Here is an 18,732-nt window from a genome sequence, read left to right as displayed (position 1 = left end):
ATGTCAGGTAGCAAGGACAGCGGCCAGGAGAAGACCGAGGCCCCGAGCCCGCGCAAGCTCAAGGAGGCCAAGGACCAGGGCAACAGCCCACGGACGCAGGACCTGTCGTCGTGGGCGTCGATCGCCGCCATGGCCGTCACCGCGCCGGCGGTCGTCGCCGCGGGGCACCGCGAGCTGACCGCGGTCCTGCGGCGCGCCGCCGACATGGTCGCCGACCCGGAGCCCGCGGTGGCGATGGACATCCTGGTCGACGGGACCACGTCGGCGATGCTGCTGCTGGTGCCGCTGGTGGTGGCCGCCGTGCTCGCCTCCGTCGCGGCCTTCGCGCTGCAGGGCGGGATCCACTTCGCCTGGCCCAAGCTGAAGCCCGACCTCAAGCGGCTCGACCCGATCAAGGGCATCAAGCGGATCCTCGGCCCGATGACCTGGTGGGAGGGCGCCAAGACCCTCATCAAGGCCACGGCGCTCGTCCTGGTCGCGTGGTGGGCCGTGAGCCGGATGATGCCGTCGCTGATGGGCTCCGGGGCGCTGACCCTGGGCGGCACCGTCGACACCCTGATGGGCTCGCTCGGCCTGCTCATCCAGGTGTCGGTCGCCGTCGGCGTCGTCATGGCGGCCGCCGACTTCGCGGTCCAGAAGAAGAAGTCCATGAAGGACCTCAAGATGACGCGGCAGGAGGTCCTCGACGAGAACAAGTCGACCGAGGGCAACCCGCTCATGAAGCAGGCCCGCCGCTCCAAGCACCTGCAGATGAGCCGCAACCGGATGATGTCGGCCATCGCCCAGGCCGACGTCGTGGTGGTCAACCCCACCCACTACGCGGTGGCCCTGCGCTACGAGGCCGGCTCCGGGCCGCCGCAGGTGCTGGCCAAGGGCGTGGACGGCGTGGCCCGACGGATCCGCGAGCGAGCGACCGAGCACCGCATCCCGATGGTGGAGGACGTCCCCCTGGCCCGCGCGCTGCACGCGGCCTGCGAGGTGGGGGACGAGATCCCCGGCGAGCTGTTCGAGGCCGTCGCCCACGTGCTGGCGTTCGTCATGTCCCTGCGGGTCAAGGGCAGCTCGTCGGGCCTGCACCGCGACACCCGGCGCACCGGCGACGTGCCCGACGAGGACGCCCTGCGCCGGTCCCGCCGGCTGCGTCGCCGACGTACCCCCACCGCCGCACCGGGCGCCGCGGCGGACCCCACGACGGATCCCGCCGCAGCCGCTCGGAACTCGGGCTCAGGTCCGAGCCCCACCGTGCCGAAGCAGTCTGGGCCAGGACGGCGACAGGACGGCCACGGAGCGGCCACAGGTGGATCCCGCGTACCTCGGGGGTCCCTACCGGAAGAGGTCGCGTGAAGGCGTCTGAGATCGGCCGTTACGCCGTGCCCGTCGGCGTCGTCGGCATCATCCTGCTCCTGGTCGTGCCGTTGCACCCCGCGCTGCTCGACGTCCTGATCGTGCTGAACATCGGCCTCAGCATCCTGACCCTCATGGTCGCGATGTACGTGACCCGCCCGCTGGAGTTCGCGATCTTCCCGGCGCTCCTGCTGGTCATGACCCTGTTCCGGCTCGGGCTCAACGTCGCCTCGACCCGGCTCGTGCTGCTGGACGGCTACGCCGGTGAGGTCGTCAACGCCTTCGGCGCGTTCGTCATCGGCGGGTCCCTCGTGGTCGGCCTCGTGATCTTCCTGATCCTCGTCGTCATCCAGTTCGCCGTCATCACCAACGGCGCCACGCGCGTGGCCGAGGTGGGTGCCCGGTTCACCCTGGACGCCCTGCCCGGCAAGCAGATGGCCATCGACGCCGACCTCAACTCCGGCCTCATCGACGAGGACACCGCCCGCACCCGCCGCGAGGAGGTCACGGCCGAGGCCGACTTCTACGGCGCGATGGACGGCGCCTCCAAGTTCGTCAAGGGCGACGCGATCGCCTCGATCATCATCACCGTCATCAACCTGATCGGCGGGTTCGGCGTCGGCGTCGCCCAGCGCGGCATGGCCTGGGGCGAGGCGCTGCAGACCTACTCGCTGCTGACCATCGGTGACGGACTCGTCTCGCAGATGCCGGCCCTGCTGCTGTCGGTGGCCACCGGCCTGATCGTCACCCGGGCCACCACCAAGGGCGACATGGGCACCGACGCGGCTGCCCAGCTGTTCCGCAGCAGCCGCGCGCTCTTCATCTCCGGCGGGTCGCTCGTCCTGCTGGCCCTGGTGCCGGGCCTGCCGGTCCTGCCGTTCCTCATCATCGGCTCGGTGCTGATCGCCCTCGCCGTGCGCTCGATGCGCGTCGAGCAGGCCGAGGCCGGGTCCGACGCGGAGCTGCCGGAGCTGCCCGCGGCCGACCCCGCCGAGCAGCTCGCGCAGGAGATGTCGGTCGACCCGCTGGAGGTCGTGCTCGCCACGGACCTGATCGACCTGGTGGACGTGGGCGCCGGTGGCGACCTGCTCGACCGGGTGCGCTCGCTGCGCCGCAAGGTCGCCCTGGAGATCGGGCTCGTGCTGCCGCCGGTGCGGACGCGTGACTCCCTCGACCTGGCCCCGGGCCAGTACACGATCCTCATCAGCGGCGTCGAGGTCGGCCGCGGCCAGGCGCCCGCCGGCAAGGTCCTCGCCCTCGGTGACGACCTGGACTCCCTGCCCGGCACCACGACCGTGGAACCGGTCTTCGGCCTGCACGGCAAGTGGCTGCCGGTGGAGATGCGCCACCAGGCCGAGCTGGCGGGGGCGACCGTCGTCGACCGTGCGTCGGTCCTCATCACCCACCTGGGCGAGGTCGTGCGCAGCCACGCGCCGCGGCTGCTGTCCCGCGAGGACGTCAAGGCCCTGGTGGAGTCCGTGCGGCGTGCGCACCCCGTCGTGGTCGAGGAGCTCGTGCCGAGCCAGCTCACCCTGGGCGAGGTGCAGCGCGTCCTGCGGGGGCTGCTGGAGGAGCGGGTCCCGATCCGCGACCTGGTCCGGGTGTTCGAGGCCCTCAGCGTGCGGGCCCGCACCTCCACCGACGTCGACGGCCTCGTCGAGGCCGCCCGCGCGGGTCTGGGCCCGGCCGTGGCCGACGCGTTCACCCGAGACGGCGTGCTGCGCGTCATCACGCTGGACCCGCTCATGGAGCACGAGATGGCCGAGCACGTCCGCCCCGGTGACGAGGGCCCCGTCGTCCAGCTCGACCCCGGGTCCACCGAACGGTTCCTGGACGCCCTGGGCGCCTGCATCTCCCGTGTCGACGCGCTCGGCGTCGACTACGTGCTCGTCTGCGCGCCGGGCCTCCGCTCGGCGCTGCACCGCCTGGTGGGGGTCGCGACGCCGACCCTCGCGGTGCTGTCGTACACCGAGGCCGGCCAGGCGCCCCGGGTCGAAGCGATCGGGACGGTGAGCCATGCCACGGCAGTTGCACCTTGAGGGTCCGGCCCTGGAACCCCTGCTGGAGCAGGCCAGGGCCGAGCACGGCGAGCAGGTGACGGTGGTGAGCGCCCAGCGGGTGCGCAGCGGCGGGTTCGCCGGGTTCTTCTCGCGCGAGCACTTCGAGCTCACCATCGACGTGTCGACGGGGACCGTGTCGGACGGCGCGACCAGGACCTCGTCGACCGCGCGGGCCCTGACCGCGGGTCCGGCGGGTCCGACGGGCACCGCGGGTCCGACGGGCACCGCGGGTCCGGCGGGCACCGCGGGTCCGGCGGGCACCGCGGGTCCGGCGGGCACCGGCCGCCCGGCCGGGTCCGCCGGGGACGTGCTGGCCGACCTGCTGGCCGCGGCCGACGAGGCGGACCGGGCCGACGGCGCCGGCACCTCGACCGGCGCCGGTGGCTCCGCGGCGCTCGACGCCGCCCTGGACGCGGCGCTGTTCGGCGGTCGGGGCGACGAGGTCGTCCTGGGCGCCCGTCGCCCCGGGCGCCCGCTGTCCACCGAGGGCAACGGGTTCGACGACATGCTGGCCGCGCTGCAGGCTCAGCTGCTCGGCCCCGACGCCGGCGGCGAGGTCTCCGTCCCCGAGCCCGCGCAGGACACGGCGGCGCCGACGCCCGACGCGTTCTCGCCCTGGCAGCCGGTCGTCCTGGCCGACGACACCGAGCACGGGACCCCGTCGGTCGGCAGCGTCCCCGTCCCGACCCTCGCCCCCATCAAGGTCGCCCCCTCGGCCCCCGTCACCCCGGTCAGCCCGGTCCCCTACGCCGGCACCGTCCTCATCGGTCCTCGCCGCGGCCAGCCCCTGGCCCCGACGCCCGGGCCGACCACCGCGGGGCGGACCGGCACCAGCGACCAGCTGACCGCCACGGAGCGCACCGTCACGCACGAGAGCGCCTCGAGCGCGCAGACGGTGCCGGGCGGCAGCCGCACGAGCCAGGCGGAGCGGACGGTCGTGCACGAGCGCAGCACCGCCGTCAGGCACGACACGGTGGGCGACGCGACGGTCGACACCCCGCACCACCGCGGTCCGGTGGGCCACGCCCTGCTGAGCCCCGTCGGCACCGGCGTCGAGCAGCACGCCGCGGCTGCCGACGCGGCGACCCTGTCCGCCACCGACCTCGTCGCCCTCGGCCGCCTCGTCGGGGCCGACCCCACCACGGCCGCGGTCGCCGCCGCCGAGGTCGCCACCTCCGGCTGCACCTCGATGCGCCTCGCGCTGCCGATGCTGGCCACCGCGCTGGCGGAGGAGGTCGCCGAGCCCGACGGGACCGACGCGACCGGCGACACCGGGGGCACGCCCGCCCTGACGGCCGGCGCCGGTGACCTGGTGCTGGTCGTCGGGTCCCCGGAACGGGTCCGCCGAGCCGCCCAGGACGTCGCCGACGAGCTCGGCACCCCGTTCCTCGCCCGCTGGTCGGACGAGACCGGGGCCCGCAGCCGCGGCGGAGCACCCACCGTCGGCGAGGGCCGCCGGCTGCCGCTCATGCGCACCCGCGCCCGGCGCGAGGGCCGACCGCTGGTGGTCGAGGTCGCCGACGAGACGCTCCGCGACACGGTCACGCCGCGGCGGGCCGGCACCGGACGGACCGACCTCATCCGCGCCACCGCACCCGACCTGGTGGTGCTGGCCGTCGACGCGGACTCCTCGGTGCGCCGGCAGGCCGCCGTGACCAGCCGGGTCGCCGACGCCTGCGAGGACCGTCCCCTGCTCCTGTCGCTCGTGGGCTGCTCCCGGGCGTCGGCCCCGCTGGTGCACTCCGGCTGGCCGGTCGTCCTGCTCGACGGGCGCCCCGCCACGGTCGGCACCTGGACCGGCGTGCTGCTCGACGCGCTGCGCTGGGCGGAGTCCGGATGAGCGTCGACGCGCGGGCGGCGGTGCTGCCCGGCATCAACACCCCCGTCCTGGTGGCCGTCCCCGAGGTCGACCACGACCTGCCCAGCCGGGTCGAGGACATCCGGGGCGACTGCATCGTGGTCGCCGCCGTCACCGTCCCCGGGCGCCCGGAGAGGCACCGCGCCGGCCAGGTCGTCACGCTGGCCTGGGCCGTCCCGCCCCGGGGGCTGATGAGCGTGGCCTGCGAGCTGGTGGAGCACGAGCGCAGCAACCCGCCGCTGTGGGTGCTGCGACCGTTCGGCCCGTTCCAGAAGCTGCAACGGCGGCGCTACGCCCGCGCCGACGTCGCGGCCCGGGCCGTCGTCTCGGGGGAGGAGTGGACCGTCGCCGGCCTGCTCGCCGACCTGAGCGAGGGCGGGGCCCGGCTGCTGCTGGACGCCGGGCACAAGGTCGGCGCCCAGGTCGGCGACACCGTCACCGTCGAGGTCTGCCTGCCCAGCGGGTCGGTCCGGACCCCGTCGCAGCTGATCGGGGTGGACACCCTGGCCGCGGGCCGGTTCCAGCTGCGGCTGCAGTTCGACCTGTCCGAGCGGGACGGCGAGCAGGTGCGTCGTGCCGTCATGCAGCGGCAGCTGGACAACCGCCGACGAGAGGACCGCTGATGAGGTTCGTCCCCGCCGTCGGGCTGCTGCTCGCCTCGCCCGTGCTGCACCAGGCCGTCACCGGTGTCCGCCCGCTGCACGAGGCGCTGCTGGTCTGGCTGGTCGCGATGCTCCTGGCCGCGGCCGGCTGGTGGCTCTGGTCGGCCGCCACCCGCCCCCCCACGTACATCCCGCTGGAGGTCGTGGCGGTGGACGACGGCCCGCGTCGGCGGCGTCAGGACGGCGAGGGCTGACCTGCGGCGGAGCCGTTCCCCTAGGCTGGCTGGATGCTGGTCCTGAGCCGACGCACCGGGGAGTCCCTCGTGATCGGGGACGACGTCGTCGTCACCGTGCTCGAGGTCAAGGGCGACGGCGGGGTCAGGCTGGGCATCGACGCGCCGCGGAGCACCCGCGTGCACCGCGCCGAGGTGTACGCGGCGGTCAAGGCGGCCAACGCCGACGCCAGCCGGGCCGGCAACGACCCGTCCGGCGAGCAGGTGGAGCAGCTGCTCAAGCTGGCCGGTCGTCGCCCGGACGGTGCCGGTGGGGCCGGCGCGGGTGCCCGTCCGGACCGTCCCGCGGGCCAGGCCCAGGACGGGTCGGCGCCCACGGGCCACTAGGCTCGCCGGGTGCGAGTCGGAGTCGTCACCTTTCCTGGGTCCCTCGACGACGGTGACGCCGCGCGCGCCGTCAGGCTGGCCGGTGCGGAGCCCGTCAGGCTGTGGCACGCCGACACCGACCTCCACGGGGTGGACGCGGTCGTGCTGCCGGGCGGGTTCTCCTACGGGGACTACCTGCGCGCCGGGGCGATCGCCCGGTTCGCACCGGTGATGACCTCGGTGGTCGAGGCCGCCCGCGGCGGGACGCCGGTGCTGGGCATCTGCAACGGGTTCCAGGTGCTGTGCGAGTCGCACCTGCTGCCGGGTGCCCTGGTCCGCAACGACCACCAGAGGTTCCTGTGCCGCGACCAGCGGCTGCGCGTGGAGTCCACGGCCACCGCGTGGACGTCCGGCTTCGAGCCCGGCGCCGAGGTCGTCGTCCCGCTCAAGAACGGCGAGGGCGGGTTCGTGGCGGACGAGGCCACGCTGGACATGCTGGAGGGCGAGGGCCGGGTGGTGTTCCGCTACCTCGAGGGCAACCCCAACGGCTCGCGCCGGGACATCGCCGGCATCTCCGACGCCACCGGCCGGGTCGTCGGGCTGATGCCCCACCCCGAGCACGCCGTCGAGCGCGGCTACGGCCCCACCACCGACGGCCTGACGATCTTCACCTCCGTCGTCGCCGGCGCCCTGGCCGGGGTCCTCGCGTGAGCGGCGGCACCTCGCGCGTCGACACCGTCACCGCGGCGGCGGCCACGCCCGACGTCGAGCAGCCGTGGGCCGACCTGGGGCTGCGGGCCGAGGAGTACGACCGGATCCGCGACATCCTCGGCCGTCGGCCCACCTCCGCCGAGCTGGCCATGTACTCGGTCATGTGGTCCGAGCACTGCTCGTACAAGTCGAGCAAGGTGCACCTGCGCCGCTTCGGCGACGCGACGCCCGCCGCGCTGGCCAACGGCTCGACGACCATGCTGGCCGGGATCGGCGAGAACGCCGGCGTGGTGGACATCGGCGACGGCTGGGCCGTGACGTTCAAGGCCGAGTCGCACAACCACCCCAGCTACGTCGAGCCCTACCAGGGGGCCGCGACCGGGGTCGGCGGCATCATCCGCGACATCATCGCCATGGGCGCCCGCCCGGTGGCCGTCATGGACTCGCTGCGCTTCGGCGCGGTCGACCACCCCGACACGGGCCGCGTGGTGCACGGCGTGGTGGCCGGCGTCGGCGGCTACGGCAACTGCATCGGTCTGCCCAACATCGGCGGCGAGGTCTACTTCGACCCCAGCTACCAGGGCAACCCGCTGGTCAACGCGCTCTGCGTCGGGGCCCTGCGCCACGAGGACCTGCACCTGGCCAACGCCACCGGCCTCGGCAACGTCATCGTGCTGTTCGGCGCCCGCACCGGCGGCGACGGGATCGGCGGGGTCAGCGTGCTGGCCAGCGAGACCTTCGACGAGGGCGGCCCCTCCAAGCGGCCCGCGGTCCAGGTCGGCGACCCGTTCCGGGAGAAGCTCCTCATCGAGTGCTGCCTGGAGCTGTTCCACGCCGGCGTCGTCGAGGGCATCCAGGACCTGGGCGGCGCGGGGCTGTCGTGCGCCACCAGCGAGCTGGCCTCGGCCGGTGACGGCGGGATGCGCGTCGCGCTGGAGAAGGTGCCGCTGCGCGACCCCTCGCTGCGCCCCGAGGAGATCCTCATGAGCGAGTCGCAGGAGCGGATGATGGCTGTCGTCCGCCCCGACCGGCTCGAGGAGTTCCTGGCCATCACGCAGCGGTGGGAGGTCGAGTCCGCCGTGCTGGGCGAGGTCACCGACACCGGCCGGCTCGAGATCACCTGGCACGGCGAGACCGTCGTGGACGTGCCGCCGCGCACCGTCGCCCACGAGGGGCCCGTCTACGAGCGGCCCTACGCCCGACCGGACTGGCTGGACGCCCGTCAGGCCGACCGCGCCGAGGACCTGCCCCGGGCCCAGGGCGGTGCGGGCCTGCGCGAGCAGCTGCTGCAGATGCTGGCCTCGCCCAACCTCTGCAGCCGTGCCTGGGTGACCGACCAGTACGACCGGTACGTGCTCGGCAACACCGCCATGGCCACCCCGGACGACGCCGGCATCGTCCGCATCGACGAGCAGACCGGGCGTGGCGTGGCCCTGGCGCTGGACGGCAACGGCCGGTTCGCGGCGCTCGACCCCTACCTGGGGGCGCAGCTGGCCCTGTCCGAGGCCTACCGGAACGTCGCGGTCAGCGGCGCGGTCCCCATCGCCGTCACCGACTGCCTGAACGCGGGCTCGCCCGAGGAGCCCGGCGCGATGTGGCAGTTCGCGGAGGTCGTCCGCGGCCTGGCGGACGCGACCGTCGAGCTGGGCACCCCCGTGACCGGCGGCAACGTGAGCTTCTACAACTCCACCGGTGACACCGCCATCCACCCGACGCCCGTGGTGGGTGTGCTGGGCGTGCTCGACGACGTCGACCGGCGGATCCCGTCGGGCTGGTCGTCGGCCGGGCAGGCGCTGTACCTGCTGGGCACCACCCGGGACGAGCTGTCCGGGTCGGCGTGGGCCGAGGTGGTCCACGACCACCTGGGCGGTCTGCCCCCGCGGGTCGACCTGGACGCGGAGCGGCTGCTGGCGGCCGTGATGCTGGCCGCGAGCCGCGACGGCCTGGTCGACGCCGCCCACGACGTGTCCGACGGCGGGCTGGCCCAGGCGCTGGTCGAGGGGTGCCTGCGCCACGGCGTGGGGGCCCGGATCTGGCTGGACGGGCTCTGCCAGCGCGACGGCGTCGACCTGACGGCGGCGCTGTTCGCGGAGTCCGTCGCGCGCGCGGTCGTGTCCGTGCCCCGCAGCGAGGAGATCCGCTTCACCGACGTCGCCACGGCTCGCGGCCTGACGCACGTGCGGATCGGGGTGACCGACGACGCCGGGGGGCCGGCCGGTCGTCCGGAGCTCGAGATCACCAACGTCGGCACCTTCGACCTGGCCGACCTGCGCAGCGCCCACGAGGCCACGCTCCCCCGCCTGTTCGGCTGAGGCGGCCCGTGACCCGCGGTGAGGTCGGCCGCGGAGGGGCCGTGGGTGGTGCTGCCGGCGGCGCCGCGGGGGCGGGGCCGCTCGGTGGAGGACCCCTGGGGGAGGGGCCGTACCCGCGCCACGTCCGGACCCGGCAGGGGCTGCGGGCCCACCGCGACGCGCGCCGCCGTGCGGCCGCGCGTCGGGACGCGGTGGACGGCGAGGAGGCCGGGCGCGACGGGCTCGACAAGGACCTCGGGCTCGACGCGGACCTCGGCGAGGGCGGGGCGGTGCCCGACGACGTCATGGCGCCCACCCGCATGGACGCCGTCACGATCCTGGTCCTGTGGGGGCTGCGGCGTGCGTTCTACCCCCTGCTCCTGGTGGGGCTGGCCTTCGCCTGGATCGCCGGGGAGGTGACCCCGGTCGCCCTGGTGCGGCTGGAGAACCCGCTCCAGCTCGTCGCGGCCTTGGCCACGCCCCTGGCCGGGATCGCCGTCGCGCTCACGGTCAGGCTGCTCGTCGGCCTGCTGGCCCTCGCGGCCGCGTTCCCCCGGACCCGCTGGGTGTCGGAGGAGGAGGCCGAGCGGGACGCGGCCGGGCACCGCAGGGGTCCCGTCCGGCGGTGGGTGGACCGGGTCTACATGACGGCCGCCTACCGCGAGCTGCGCAGCACCTGGACGGTGCGGGGGCGGGCGACCAGCCAGCTGGGCCGGTCCGGGCGGTGGCTCACGGGGCTCAACGTCCTGCTGTGGGGCGTGACGGCCGCCGCGGCGGTGGCGTTCGTCTGGGCCGTCGTGGCCACGCCCGACCTGGTCTGGCTCGCCCCCGGGGGGTAGGCGGGACGCCGTGGCCGTCGATCGAGGGCCGTCGTCGGGTGCGGAGCCCTCAGAGGGCGCGCAGCGGGAGGACCCCGGACAGGTCCGCGCGGTTGCCCGAGGCGCTGACCGTGCTGCCGGCCATGGCCTCGTCCCAGGACAGGGACCCGTCGACCAGGGCCAGCCAGGTCGCGGCGTCGGTCTCGACCACGTTGGGCGGGGTGCCGCGGGTGTGCCGGGGGCCGGCGATGCACTGCGCGACCCCGAACGGCGGCACCCGGACCTCCACGCTGCCGCCGGGGGAGACCAGGGCCAGCCGCTGCAGGGTCCACCTCACCGCCGTGGCCGTCACGGGGCGGGTCCGGTCGCCGGAACGCCAGGCCAGCACGGCCGCACGCCCCTGCGCGTCGTCGATGCGTCGGGCCACGCCCCCATCCTCGCCGACCCGCGGGCCCCGCGACGCCGGGCGCCCGACCGCCGGCCGTGGTCGGCGCGCCCCGGCCGGGCCGGTCGGGGCGCTGCCGACTAGCCTCGCCCCGTGGCCACGGACGACGAGCAGCAGCCCGACGGTGCCTCGTCCGCGTCCGGTGGTCCACCGGGCGAGCCGACCGCTCGCGAGGTCCGCGCGTACCGGACCCCCCGGTACTCGGTGTTCCTGGTGACGGGTGCGGTGCTGGGTCTGGCCGTCGGGATCGCGATCGCCCTGTACGGGGGCAGCGACGAGCCCTCGGGCAGCGCGACCGGTGCGGGCGTGCTCGGCTACTTCGCGGCGTTCGGCACGCTGGCCGGGGCGCTGGTCGCCGGCACGCTGGCGGTGGTCGTGGAGTCCCTGCTCAACCGCGGACGTCGCGGACGAGCTCGTCCTGACCGGCGACGACCTCCCGGTGGAACCCGACGGCGCTGAAGTAGGCCGCCCGGTCGGCCATCCGCCGGCTCGCCAGCAACCGGTTCAGCCCCTGCGAGGCGAGCCGGCCGTCCCCGCGGTAGACGAACGTCCCGACCGAGAAGTCCCGGAACCGGGCGGTCACGTAGTCCAGCTCGACCCGCGCGACGCCGTCCCCGCCGTCGCAGAGGACCACGACCCCGACGGTCTCGTCCCCGCGGAGCACCAGGAACGCGAGCACGCGGCAGCTGCCCGGCGGCTCCTCCCGGCGCAGCAGCTCGGCCAGGTCGAAACCGGGGTTGTGGCGCTCGACGTCCGGTCCGTGGACGAGCAGCAGGTGGGCCAGGTACTCCGAGCGGGCGTCGACGCCCACCACCTCGTAGGTGCTCTCGTCGTCACGGGTCCGCAGCAGGCGCGCCAGGTGCCAGACGTTGAGCCCGGCGATGATCGCGTTCATCGCGACCATGGGCCAGATGCCCAGCAGCGCGTTGAACACCGTGAGCACCACCGACGCTAGGAGGTTCAGCGCGCGGAAGCGGAGGACGTTGGACAGGGACAGCGACAGGATCAGGACGGCCGACCCGGCCCAGCCGAGGGCGTCGAGCCACCAGGTGCCAGGAGACATGGCGCGAAGCGTACGTCCGCGACGCGTGAGGTCCGGCCCCGGAGGTCGGGCCCACCAGGTCCGGCGCACGAGGTCGTGGCGCACGGAACCGGGTCCGGCTGCCACACTGGAGCACGTGCCACGCGGAGACGGCCGACTCAGCCATGACCTGCTCCCTGGGGAGAAGGGTCCGCAGGACGCCTGCGGGGTCATCGGGGTGTGGGCCCCCGGCGAGGAGGTGGCCAAGCTCGCCTACTTCGGGTTGTACGCGCTGCAGCACCGCGGCCAGGAGGCCGCCGGCATCGCCGTCAGCAACGGACGCCAGATCACCGTCTACAAGGACATGGGTCTGGTCTCGCAGGTCTTCGACGAGTCGAGCCTGGGCACCCTGACCGGCCACATCGCCGTCGGCCACGCCCGCTACTCCACGACCGGTGGCAGCACGTGGGAGAACGCCCAGCCCACGCTGGGCCCGACCGCCTGGGGCACCGTCGCCCTCGGCCACAACGGCAACCTGACCAACTCCGACGCCCTGCGCGAGCGCGTCATCGCCAACGAGGCCTCGGCCCGGGCCGACGGCAGCCGCAGCGGCAACAGCGAGTTCGAGCGCGGCAACACCACCGACACCGTGCTCATCACCTCGCTGCTCGCGGGCGACCCGAGCAACCGCCTCGAGCAGACCGCCCGCGACGTGCTGGCCGAGCTGGAGGGCGCGTTCTCGTTGGTGTTCATGGACGAGCACACCCTGTACGCGGCCCGCGACCGGCACGGTGTCCGCCCGCTCGTGCTGGGTCGGCTCGACCGGGGCTGGGTCGTCGCGTCCGAGACGGCCGCCCTGGACATCCTGGGCGCCAGCGTCATCCGTGACGTGGAGCCCGGGGAGCTCATCGCCATCGACGCCGACGGGCTGCGGACGTCCCGCTTCGCCCCGGCCGAGCCCAAGGGCTGCGTGTTCGAGTACGTCTACCTGGCCCGGCCGGACTCCAAGATCGCGGGCACGGTCGTGCACGGCGCCCGGGTCCGGATGGGTCGCAGCCTGGCCGACGAGCACCCGGTCGAGGCCGACCTCGTCATCCCCGTGCCCGAGTCCGGCACGCCCGCCGCCATCGGCTACGCCGACCAGTCGGGCATCCCCTACGCCCAGGGCCTGGTCAAGAACTCCTACGTCGGCCGCACGTTCATCTCGCCGTCGCAGACGCTGCGCCAGCTCGGCATCCGGCTGAAGCTCAACCCGCTGCGCGAGGTGATCCAGGGCAAGCGGCTGGTGGTGGTGGACGACTCCATCGTGCGCGGCAACACCCAGCGGGCCCTGGTCCGGATGCTGCGCGAGGCGGGGGCGGCCGAGGTCCACGTCCGCATCTCCTCCGCCCCGGTGACGTGGCCGTGCTTCTACGGCATCGACTTCGCGAGCCGGGCCGAGCTCATCGCGACCGGTCTGGCGGTCGAGGAGATCCGGGCCAGCGTGGGCGCGGACTCCCTGGGCTACCTCAGCCACGACGCGATGCTCGCCGCCACGCAGCGCCCCGTCGACGAGCTGTGCTCGGCCTGCTTCACCGGCGAGTACCCGATCGCCCCGCCGCGCACCACGACCCTGGGGGTGCCGGCCGGTCAGGGCCAGTTCGCCTTCGACGTCGAGGCCGCGCGGGTCGACGCGGCCCGCACGGGGTCCCAGGACGGCGCCCGCGGGACGGTCGTCCCGTGACCGGCACCGACGGCCGGCCGGGCCTGACCTACGCCGGGGCGGGCGTGGACACCGAGGCTGGCGACCGCGCCGTGGAGCTGATGAAGGCCGCGGTCCGCCGCACCCACGCCACCACGGCAGGCTCCTGGCCCGTGGTCGACGGCGCCGGCGGGTTCGCCGGCCTGGTGGACGCGTCGGCCCTGGTCGGGATGCGGCGGCCCCTGCTGGCCACCTCGACCGACGGCGTCGGCACCAAGGTGGCCGTCGCGCAGGCGATGGACCTGCACTCCACCGTCGGCATCGACCTGGTCGCCATGGTCGTCGACGACCTGGTGGCCTGCGGGGCGCGGCCGCTGTTCATGAGCGACTACGTGGCCTGCGGGTCGGTGGTCCCCGAGCGGGTCGCCGCGATCGTCGCCGGCATCGCCGAGGGCTGCGTGATGGCCCGGTGCGCGCTGGTGGCGGGGGAGACCGCCGAGCACCCGGGCCTGCTCGGGCCCGACGAGTACGACATCGCGGGCGCGGCGACCGGGGTGGTCGAGGCCGACGAGCTGCTGGGGCCGGAGAGGGTCACGGCCGGCGACGTCCTGGTCGCCATGGCCTCCTCGGGGCTGCACGCCAACGGCTACAGCCTCGCGCGTGCCGTGGTGGCGCGTCAGGGCTGGGCCTGGGACCACCACGTCCCGGAGCTGGGCCGGACCGTCGGGGAGGAGCTGCTCGAGCCGACCGCCGTGTACGCCGGTGTGCTGGTGGACCTGTTGGAGGCCGCGCCGGGAGCGGTGCACGCCATCAGCCACGTCACCGGCGGGGGGATCGCCGCCAACCTGGCCCGTGTCCTGCCGGTCGGGACGCACGCCGACGTCGAGCGCGGCACCTGGTCGCCGCCGGCGGTCACGCACGTGCTCGGGGACGCGGGCGGGGTGCCGGTGCTGGACCGGGAGCGGACCTGGAACCAGGGGATCGGCATGATCGCCGTCGTGGCCCCGGAGAGCGCCGAGCAGGTGGTCGCCCTGCTGGCCGCCGCCGGCACCCGGGCATGGGTGTGCGGGCGGGTGACCGGCGTCGACCCCTCGGCCCCTGTCGACGACGAGACGTCGCAGGGGACCAAGGGTGTCGACGGCGGCTCCGCCCGACTGGTCGGTTCGCACCGGTAAGGCCGACCCCTCGCGGGGTCCGCGCCTGGACCGGGCCGGATCGGATCACCTGGCGTGCAGGGCCTGACGTGCGGGCCCCTACGACGGTCAGCGGTAGGAGCTCTCCCAGTCCGCGTAGTCGTCGTCGCCTGCTTCCTCCTCAGCAGCAGGAGGCTCCGGCGGACGCGCCGGACCTTCCTTGCCTTCGGAGTGGAGCTCGTTGGCAAGCGCTGCGTAGTCGGTCTCGGGGCTGAAGTACTTCAGCTGCCGAGCGACCTTCGTCTGCTTTGCCTTCTGACGGCCGCGCCCCATGGCGTCGACCCCCTCACCTCGGTCCGGGGGGCTGGCGCACGTGGCGGGGCCCCCGGAGTACTCATCCGGTCCTCGTGGGCTCAACGGTACCTGCTCCCGGACGGTTCCCACACCCGGAGCGGGTCCTCGCAGGTGGGGCGGGGGCGCCGCGTCACCCCGCTGCCTCGCGCATCCCCCGAACGGACGATGCGGCGCTCACCGGTTCGGCGGGCCAGCACGACCCGAATGACGGTTCCACCACGGCGCGGGCTGGTTGAGAATTCTGTCCACTAGATGAGCGGTGTCCGACATATCCCCCCTTGCCGGACCGCGCTGGACCCCGAGAGGAACAGCCATGAGCACTAACCCGCGTACCGCCTCCACCGAGGACGAGGAGCTGCTGACCCCCGCGGAGGTCGCGGCCATGTTCCGGGTCGACCCCAAGACGGTGACCCGCTGGGCCAAGGCCGGCAAGCTCTCGTCCATCCGCACGCTGGGCGGTCACCGTCGCTACCGCGCCTCCGAGGTCGCCCGCCTCCGGGCCGGCATCCCCGGCCAGCGCAGCGAGGTGGCCGGCGCCTGAACCACCGGTCCCGGGGCGGCCGCCGCGCCGCCCCGGACCGTCGTCAGCTCGCTTCGCGCTTGGCCGGGGAGCGGGAGGCCGTCGTCTTCGTGGCGGCCGACTTCCTGGCCGTGGTCTTCGTGGCCGGCGTAGCCCTCTTCGCGCTCGTGGCCTTCTTCGCGGGTGCCGCGGCCGACCTCGCCGCCGTCGACCTCTTGGGCGCCGCGGTCGTCCTGGTGGCGGTCGTCTTCTTGGCGGTCGTCTTCTTGGCGGTCGTCTTGGCGGCGGTCGTCTTCTTCGCCGTCGACCTGCTCGGGGCCGCCGTCTTCCCGGCCGGGGTCTTGTCGGCGGCCGACCCCTTGGCCGTCGCCTTCCTGGCCGTCGTCCTCTTGGCCGCGGGCCTCGAGCTCTCCGCGGTGCCGGACGTCTTCCCGGATGCGGACCCGGACCCGGCGTCCGACGCCGCGTCGTCCTCGTCCGTGCCCTCGTCCACGACGGAGGAGGCGCCGCCGGTCGCGCCGCGCCGCGCCGTCCCGGTCCGCTCGACCGAGGCCCGCAACGCGGCCATCAGGTCGACGATCTGCGCGTCGCCGTCGTCCCCGCTCCGGTCGACCGGGGCGGGGCGGGCGTCGCCGTCCTCGGCCTTGGCCGCGATCAGCTCCTTGAGGGCCTCGGTGTAGCCGTCGCTGTACTGGTCGGGGTCGAAGTCCGAGGCCATCGACTCCACCAGCGACGACGCCATCGCCAGCTCCTGCGGACGCACGTCGACCTCGCCCTGCAGCACCTCGAAGTCCGCGGCGCGGACCTCGTCCGGCCACAGCAGGGTCTGCAGCACGATGACGTCGTCACGCACCCGCAGCACCGCCATGGACTCGCGCCGGCGCACCGTGATGGTGACCACGGCCATCCGGTCGGTCTCCCGCAGGGCCTCGCGCAGCAGCGCGTACGGCTTGGCGGCGCGGGCCTCGGGCTCCAGGTAGTAGGTCTTGTCGAACATGATCGGGTCGACCTGCTCGGCCGGCACGAACTCCTGGACCTCGATCTCCTGGCTGCTGCTGACCGGCAGAGAGTCCAGGTCGTCGTCGTCGATCACCACCATCTGGCCGTCGTCGGTGGTGTGGGCGCGGGCGATCTCGTCGGCCGGGACCTCCTCGCCGTCCACCGTGCAGGTCTTGCGGTACCGGATCCGCCCGCCGTCCTCCCGGTGCACCATGTGCAGGGAGACGTCGTGCTGGCTGGTGGCCGTGTACAGCTTGACCGGGACGTTGACCAGGCCGAAGGCCACGGCGCCCTTCCACATCGCACGCATGGTCCAGGGTGGCGCGCCGGGCGCCGCGGCGCCACCCTCCGACCACCGGCGCCTGTTCGTGTCGGGTGCCCCGGACCTCGGCCTCGACAGGCGGTACGGGTGCGCCGGGGGTGGGAACCTGACGTCGTGACGACCGAGGTGACCCCCATGCTGCCCGTGGCGGTGGCCGCGGACGAGCTGCCGTCGGGCCCGGCGTGGAGCCACGAGGTCAAGTGGGACGGCTACCGGGTGCTCGTACGGGCCGGCGCGGCGCGGGCCGGCGTGGGGTGGGCCGGCACAGGGCGGGGCGCGGCGAGCGTGCTGCGCCTCGACTCCCGGACCGGGCTGGACCTGACGGCGCGGTTCCCCGCCCTGGCCGACCTGCTGGACGTCGTGGCCGACGGCACCGTCCTGGACGCGGAGGTGGTCAGCATGGTCGGCGGGCGGCCCGACTTCGCGGCGTTGGCCTCCGGCGACCCCTCCGGCACGGTGCGAGCGGTGGTGTTCGACGTCCCCGTGCTGGCCGGGACCGACGTCTACCGGGAGCCCCTGCACGCCCGTCGCCAGATGCTCGCCGGGCTGGACCTGCCCGGCTGCGCCCTGCGGTCCGAGCCGTTCGCCGACGGCGAGGCCCTGCTGGCGGCCACCCGGCAGCAGGGCCTGGAGGGGGTGGTGGCCAAACGGCTCGACTCGCCCTACCGGCCGGGGGTGCGGTCGCCGGACTGGCGCAAGCACGCCCACCGCCGCCGGCGGACCGTCCTGGTGGGCGGCTGGCGTCCGGCCGAGGGCCGCTCGGCGCAGGCCGCCTCGTTGCTGGTGGGGGCCCCCGACGCCGCCGGTGACCTCCGGTTCCTGGGACGGGCCGGCAGCGGCATCACGGCGCGGTCGGGGGCCGGGCTCGCCGAGCGGCTCGGGGCGGTGTCCCTGGACGCGCCGCCCTTCGTCGATGAGGTGCTGGCCCTCGACCGGCGTGGTGTCCGCTGGTGCGGGCCGGTGGTCGCGGTCGAGGTGGCCTACCGCGAGCGGACCGGGTCCGGCCGGCTCCGGCACCCGGTCGTCCTCGGGGTGCGCGAGGACGCGCAGCCCGACCCGTGGGAGGACGCGTGAGCGAGGAGCAGACGGTCGACGTGGGGGGCCGCAAGGTCCGTCTCACGCACCTGGACCGGGTGCTGTTCCCGGCGACGGGGACCACCAAGGCCGAGGTGGTGGACTACTACGCCCGGATCGCCCACGTCCTGCTCCCGCAGCTGCGGGACCGACCGGTCAGCCGGGTGCGGTTCCCGCGGGGCGTCGGGGCGCCGTCCTTCGTGGAGAAGAACGTCCCGTCGGGGGCGCCGTCCTGGGTCCGCCGCCAGCAGCTGCACGCCGAGCCCGAGGACCCGTCGTCCACCGAGGTCGAGTTCCCGTTCCTGGACGACGTCGCCGGCCTGGTGTGGTCGGCCAACCTGTCCGCGCTGGAGCTGCACACGCCGCAGTGGACGGTCGGCCCGCGTGGCGGCTTCCGGGGCGTGGACCGGCTCGTCGTCGACCTGGACCCGGGGGAGGGTGCGGGCCTGGCCGAGTGCGCCGCGGTGGCCCACCTCGTCGCCGAGCGGCTGGGGGACGACGGCCTGCAGACCGTCCCCGTCACCTCCGGCAGCAAGGGGATGCAGCTGTACGCCCCCTGGCCCGCCGGTGCGGACGGGGAGCTGGGCCGCACCCGGGAGTACGCGAAGGCGCTCGCGGAGGGCCTGGCCCGCGACCACCGCCGCCTGGTCGTCTCCGACATGAAGAAGGTGCTGCGCCGCGGCAAGGTGCTCGTCGACTGGTCCCAGAACCACCTGGCCAAGACCACCGTGACGCCGTACTCGCTGCGGGGCCGCGAGCAGCCGCGGGTGGCGGCGCCGCGCACCTGGGACGAGGTCGGCGACGACCTGCGCCAGCTGTCGCCGGCCGAGGTGCTGGAGCGGGTCGAGACCGACGGGGACCACATGGCCGGCTGATCCGACGCGTCGGCGTGGTGAGAGG

At 74.7% G+C, this 18,732-nt stretch carries 19 protein-coding genes; 15 read left to right on the top strand and 4 right to left on the bottom strand.

The window, feature by feature from the left end:
• From ACR80Q_RS12505 to ACR80Q_RS12465, 9 genes are read left to right on the top strand one after another with little or no spacing between them, the layout of a single operon-like run.
• Window positions 1-1,344: an EscU/YscU/HrcU family type III secretion system export apparatus switch protein gene (locus ACR80Q_RS12505; protein WP_435377954.1), complete on the top strand. Its 1,344-nt coding sequence runs from the start codon at window positions 1-3 to the stop codon at window positions 1,342-1,344.
• Entirely contained in the window at window positions 1,341-3,383 is a 2,043-nt protein-coding gene (gene flhA, locus ACR80Q_RS12500; RefSeq protein WP_435377953.1) for a flagellar biosynthesis protein FlhA, read from the top strand. Before ACR80Q_RS12505 ends, flhA begins: the two co-directional genes overlap by 4 nt.
• Complete coding sequence (locus ACR80Q_RS12495; RefSeq protein ID WP_435377952.1) at window positions 3,361-5,244, top strand: hypothetical protein; 1,884 nt, start codon at window positions 3,361-3,363, stop codon at window positions 5,242-5,244. The genes flhA and ACR80Q_RS12495 overlap by 23 nt, the downstream gene beginning before the upstream one ends.
• The gene (locus ACR80Q_RS12490) at window positions 5,241-5,885 is read left to right on the top strand and encodes a PilZ domain-containing protein (RefSeq protein WP_435377951.1); all 645 of its coding nucleotides are present in this window, start codon (window positions 5,241-5,243) and stop codon (window positions 5,883-5,885) included. Before ACR80Q_RS12495 ends, ACR80Q_RS12490 begins: the two co-directional genes overlap by 4 nt.
• Window positions 5,885-6,118, top strand: coding sequence for a hypothetical protein (locus ACR80Q_RS12485; protein WP_435377950.1), 234 nt, complete (start codon window positions 5,885-5,887; stop codon window positions 6,116-6,118). Before ACR80Q_RS12490 ends, ACR80Q_RS12485 begins: the two co-directional genes overlap by 1 nt.
• A 33-nt stretch (window positions 6,119-6,151) precedes the next feature.
• Entirely contained in the window at window positions 6,152-6,484 is a 333-nt protein-coding gene (gene csrA / locus ACR80Q_RS12480) for a carbon storage regulator CsrA (protein ID WP_435377949.1), read from the top strand.
• A gap of 9 nt (window positions 6,485-6,493) precedes the next feature.
• Window positions 6,494-7,174 (top strand): phosphoribosylformylglycinamidine synthase subunit PurQ, encoded by a 681-nt coding sequence (gene purQ, locus ACR80Q_RS12475; RefSeq protein ID WP_435377948.1) that lies wholly within the window; start codon window positions 6,494-6,496, stop codon window positions 7,172-7,174.
• Window positions 7,171-9,486, top strand: coding sequence for a phosphoribosylformylglycinamidine synthase subunit PurL (purL, locus tag ACR80Q_RS12470; RefSeq protein WP_435377947.1), 2,316 nt, complete (start codon window positions 7,171-7,173; stop codon window positions 9,484-9,486). Before purQ ends, purL begins: the two co-directional genes overlap by 4 nt.
• 41 nt (window positions 9,487-9,527) lie before the next feature.
• Complete coding sequence (locus ACR80Q_RS12465; RefSeq protein WP_435377946.1) at window positions 9,528-10,304, top strand: hypothetical protein; 777 nt, start codon at window positions 9,528-9,530, stop codon at window positions 10,302-10,304.
• Between the two features lie 49 nt (window positions 10,305-10,353).
• Here ACR80Q_RS12465 and ACR80Q_RS12460 read toward each other — a convergent pair whose 3' ends face one another.
• Window positions 10,354-10,710 carry a sterol carrier family protein gene (locus ACR80Q_RS12460; RefSeq protein ID WP_435377945.1) on the bottom strand — a complete coding sequence of 119 codons (357 nt, stop codon included), beginning with the start codon at window positions 10,708-10,710 and terminating at the stop codon, window positions 10,354-10,356.
• Window positions 10,711-10,821: 111 nt separating this feature from the next.
• Between ACR80Q_RS12460 and ACR80Q_RS12455 the strand changes: the two genes are divergently transcribed.
• On the top strand, window positions 10,822-11,187 hold the full coding sequence (locus tag ACR80Q_RS12455) for a hypothetical protein (protein ID WP_435377944.1): 366 nt from the start codon (window positions 10,822-10,824) through the stop codon (window positions 11,185-11,187).
• On the opposite strand, the gene ACR80Q_RS12450 is transcribed toward ACR80Q_RS12455, so the two are convergent.
• On the bottom strand, window positions 11,117-11,791 hold the full coding sequence (locus ACR80Q_RS12450) for a hypothetical protein (RefSeq protein WP_435377943.1): 675 nt from the start codon (window positions 11,789-11,791) through the stop codon (window positions 11,117-11,119). The genes ACR80Q_RS12455 and ACR80Q_RS12450 overlap by 71 nt on opposite strands.
• A gap of 115 nt (window positions 11,792-11,906) precedes the next feature.
• Here ACR80Q_RS12450 and purF point away from each other — a divergent pair, with 115 nt between their 5' ends.
• Complete coding sequence (gene purF / locus ACR80Q_RS12445; protein ID WP_435377942.1) at window positions 11,907-13,472, top strand: amidophosphoribosyltransferase; 1,566 nt, start codon at window positions 11,907-11,909, stop codon at window positions 13,470-13,472.
• Window positions 13,469-14,605 carry a phosphoribosylformylglycinamidine cyclo-ligase gene (gene purM / locus ACR80Q_RS12440; RefSeq protein ID WP_435377941.1) on the top strand — a complete coding sequence of 379 codons (1,137 nt, stop codon included), beginning with the start codon at window positions 13,469-13,471 and terminating at the stop codon, window positions 14,603-14,605. The genes purF and purM overlap by 4 nt, the downstream gene beginning before the upstream one ends.
• 87 nt (window positions 14,606-14,692) lie before the next feature.
• On the opposite strand, the gene ACR80Q_RS12435 is transcribed toward purM, so the two are convergent.
• Complete coding sequence (locus ACR80Q_RS12435; RefSeq protein WP_435377940.1) at window positions 14,693-14,896, bottom strand: DUF3073 domain-containing protein; 204 nt, start codon at window positions 14,894-14,896, stop codon at window positions 14,693-14,695.
• A 334-nt stretch (window positions 14,897-15,230) separates the two neighbouring features.
• On the opposite strand from ACR80Q_RS12435, the gene ACR80Q_RS12430 reads away from it, so the two are divergent.
• Window positions 15,231-15,458 (top strand): BldC family transcriptional regulator, encoded by a 228-nt coding sequence (locus tag ACR80Q_RS12430; protein ID WP_435377939.1) that lies wholly within the window; start codon window positions 15,231-15,233, stop codon window positions 15,456-15,458.
• A gap of 43 nt (window positions 15,459-15,501) precedes the next feature.
• On the opposite strand, the gene ku is transcribed toward ACR80Q_RS12430, so the two are convergent.
• Window positions 15,502-16,746, bottom strand: coding sequence for a non-homologous end joining protein Ku (gene ku, locus ACR80Q_RS12425; RefSeq protein ID WP_435377938.1), 1,245 nt, complete (start codon window positions 16,744-16,746; stop codon window positions 15,502-15,504).
• Window positions 16,747-16,872: 126 nt separating this feature from the next.
• Between ku and ACR80Q_RS12420 the strand changes: the two genes are divergently transcribed.
• Complete coding sequence (locus ACR80Q_RS12420) at window positions 16,873-17,832, top strand: ATP dependent DNA ligase (protein ID WP_435377937.1); 960 nt, start codon at window positions 16,873-16,875, stop codon at window positions 17,830-17,832.
• On the top strand, window positions 17,829-18,707 hold the full coding sequence (ligD, locus tag ACR80Q_RS12415) for a non-homologous end-joining DNA ligase (RefSeq protein WP_435377936.1): 879 nt from the start codon (window positions 17,829-17,831) through the stop codon (window positions 18,705-18,707). The genes ACR80Q_RS12420 and ligD overlap by 4 nt, the downstream gene beginning before the upstream one ends.
• Window positions 18,708-18,732: the final 25 nt, after the last annotated feature.

The organism is Aquipuribacter aurantiacus, assembly GCF_051216895.1.
Lineage (GTDB): Bacteria > Actinomycetota > Actinomycetes > Actinomycetales > JBBAYJ01 > Aquipuribacter.
The sequence above is the reverse complement of the archived record's forward strand: the minus strand, read 5'-3'. Positions and strand labels throughout refer to the sequence as shown.

Excerpts from the sequence above, each read along its gene's own strand:
- csrA (WP_435377949.1), top strand. The coding sequence starts at position 6,152 with ATGCTGGTCCTGAGCCGACGCACCGGGGAGTCCCTCGTGATCGGGGAC.
- ACR80Q_RS12485 (WP_435377950.1), top strand. The coding sequence starts at position 5,885 with ATGAGGTTCGTCCCCGCCGTCGGGCTGCTGCTCGCCTCGCCCGTGCTG.
- ACR80Q_RS12505 (WP_435377954.1), top strand. The coding sequence starts at position 1 with ATGTCAGGTAGCAAGGACAGCGGCCAGGAGAAGACCGAGGCCCCGAGC.
- ACR80Q_RS12430 (WP_435377939.1), top strand. The coding sequence starts at position 15,231 with ATGAGCACTAACCCGCGTACCGCCTCCACCGAGGACGAGGAGCTGCTG.
- ACR80Q_RS12450 (WP_435377943.1), bottom strand. The coding sequence starts at position 11,791 with ATGTCTCCTGGCACCTGGTGGCTCGACGCCCTCGGCTGGGCCGGGTCG.
- ACR80Q_RS12495 (WP_435377952.1), top strand. The coding sequence starts at position 3,361 with ATGCCACGGCAGTTGCACCTTGAGGGTCCGGCCCTGGAACCCCTGCTG.
- ku (WP_435377938.1), bottom strand. The coding sequence starts at position 16,746 with ATGCGTGCGATGTGGAAGGGCGCCGTGGCCTTCGGCCTGGTCAACGTC.
- ACR80Q_RS12435 (WP_435377940.1), bottom strand. The coding sequence starts at position 14,896 with ATGGGGCGCGGCCGTCAGAAGGCAAAGCAGACGAAGGTCGCTCGGCAG.
- ACR80Q_RS12490 (WP_435377951.1), top strand. The coding sequence starts at position 5,241 with ATGAGCGTCGACGCGCGGGCGGCGGTGCTGCCCGGCATCAACACCCCC.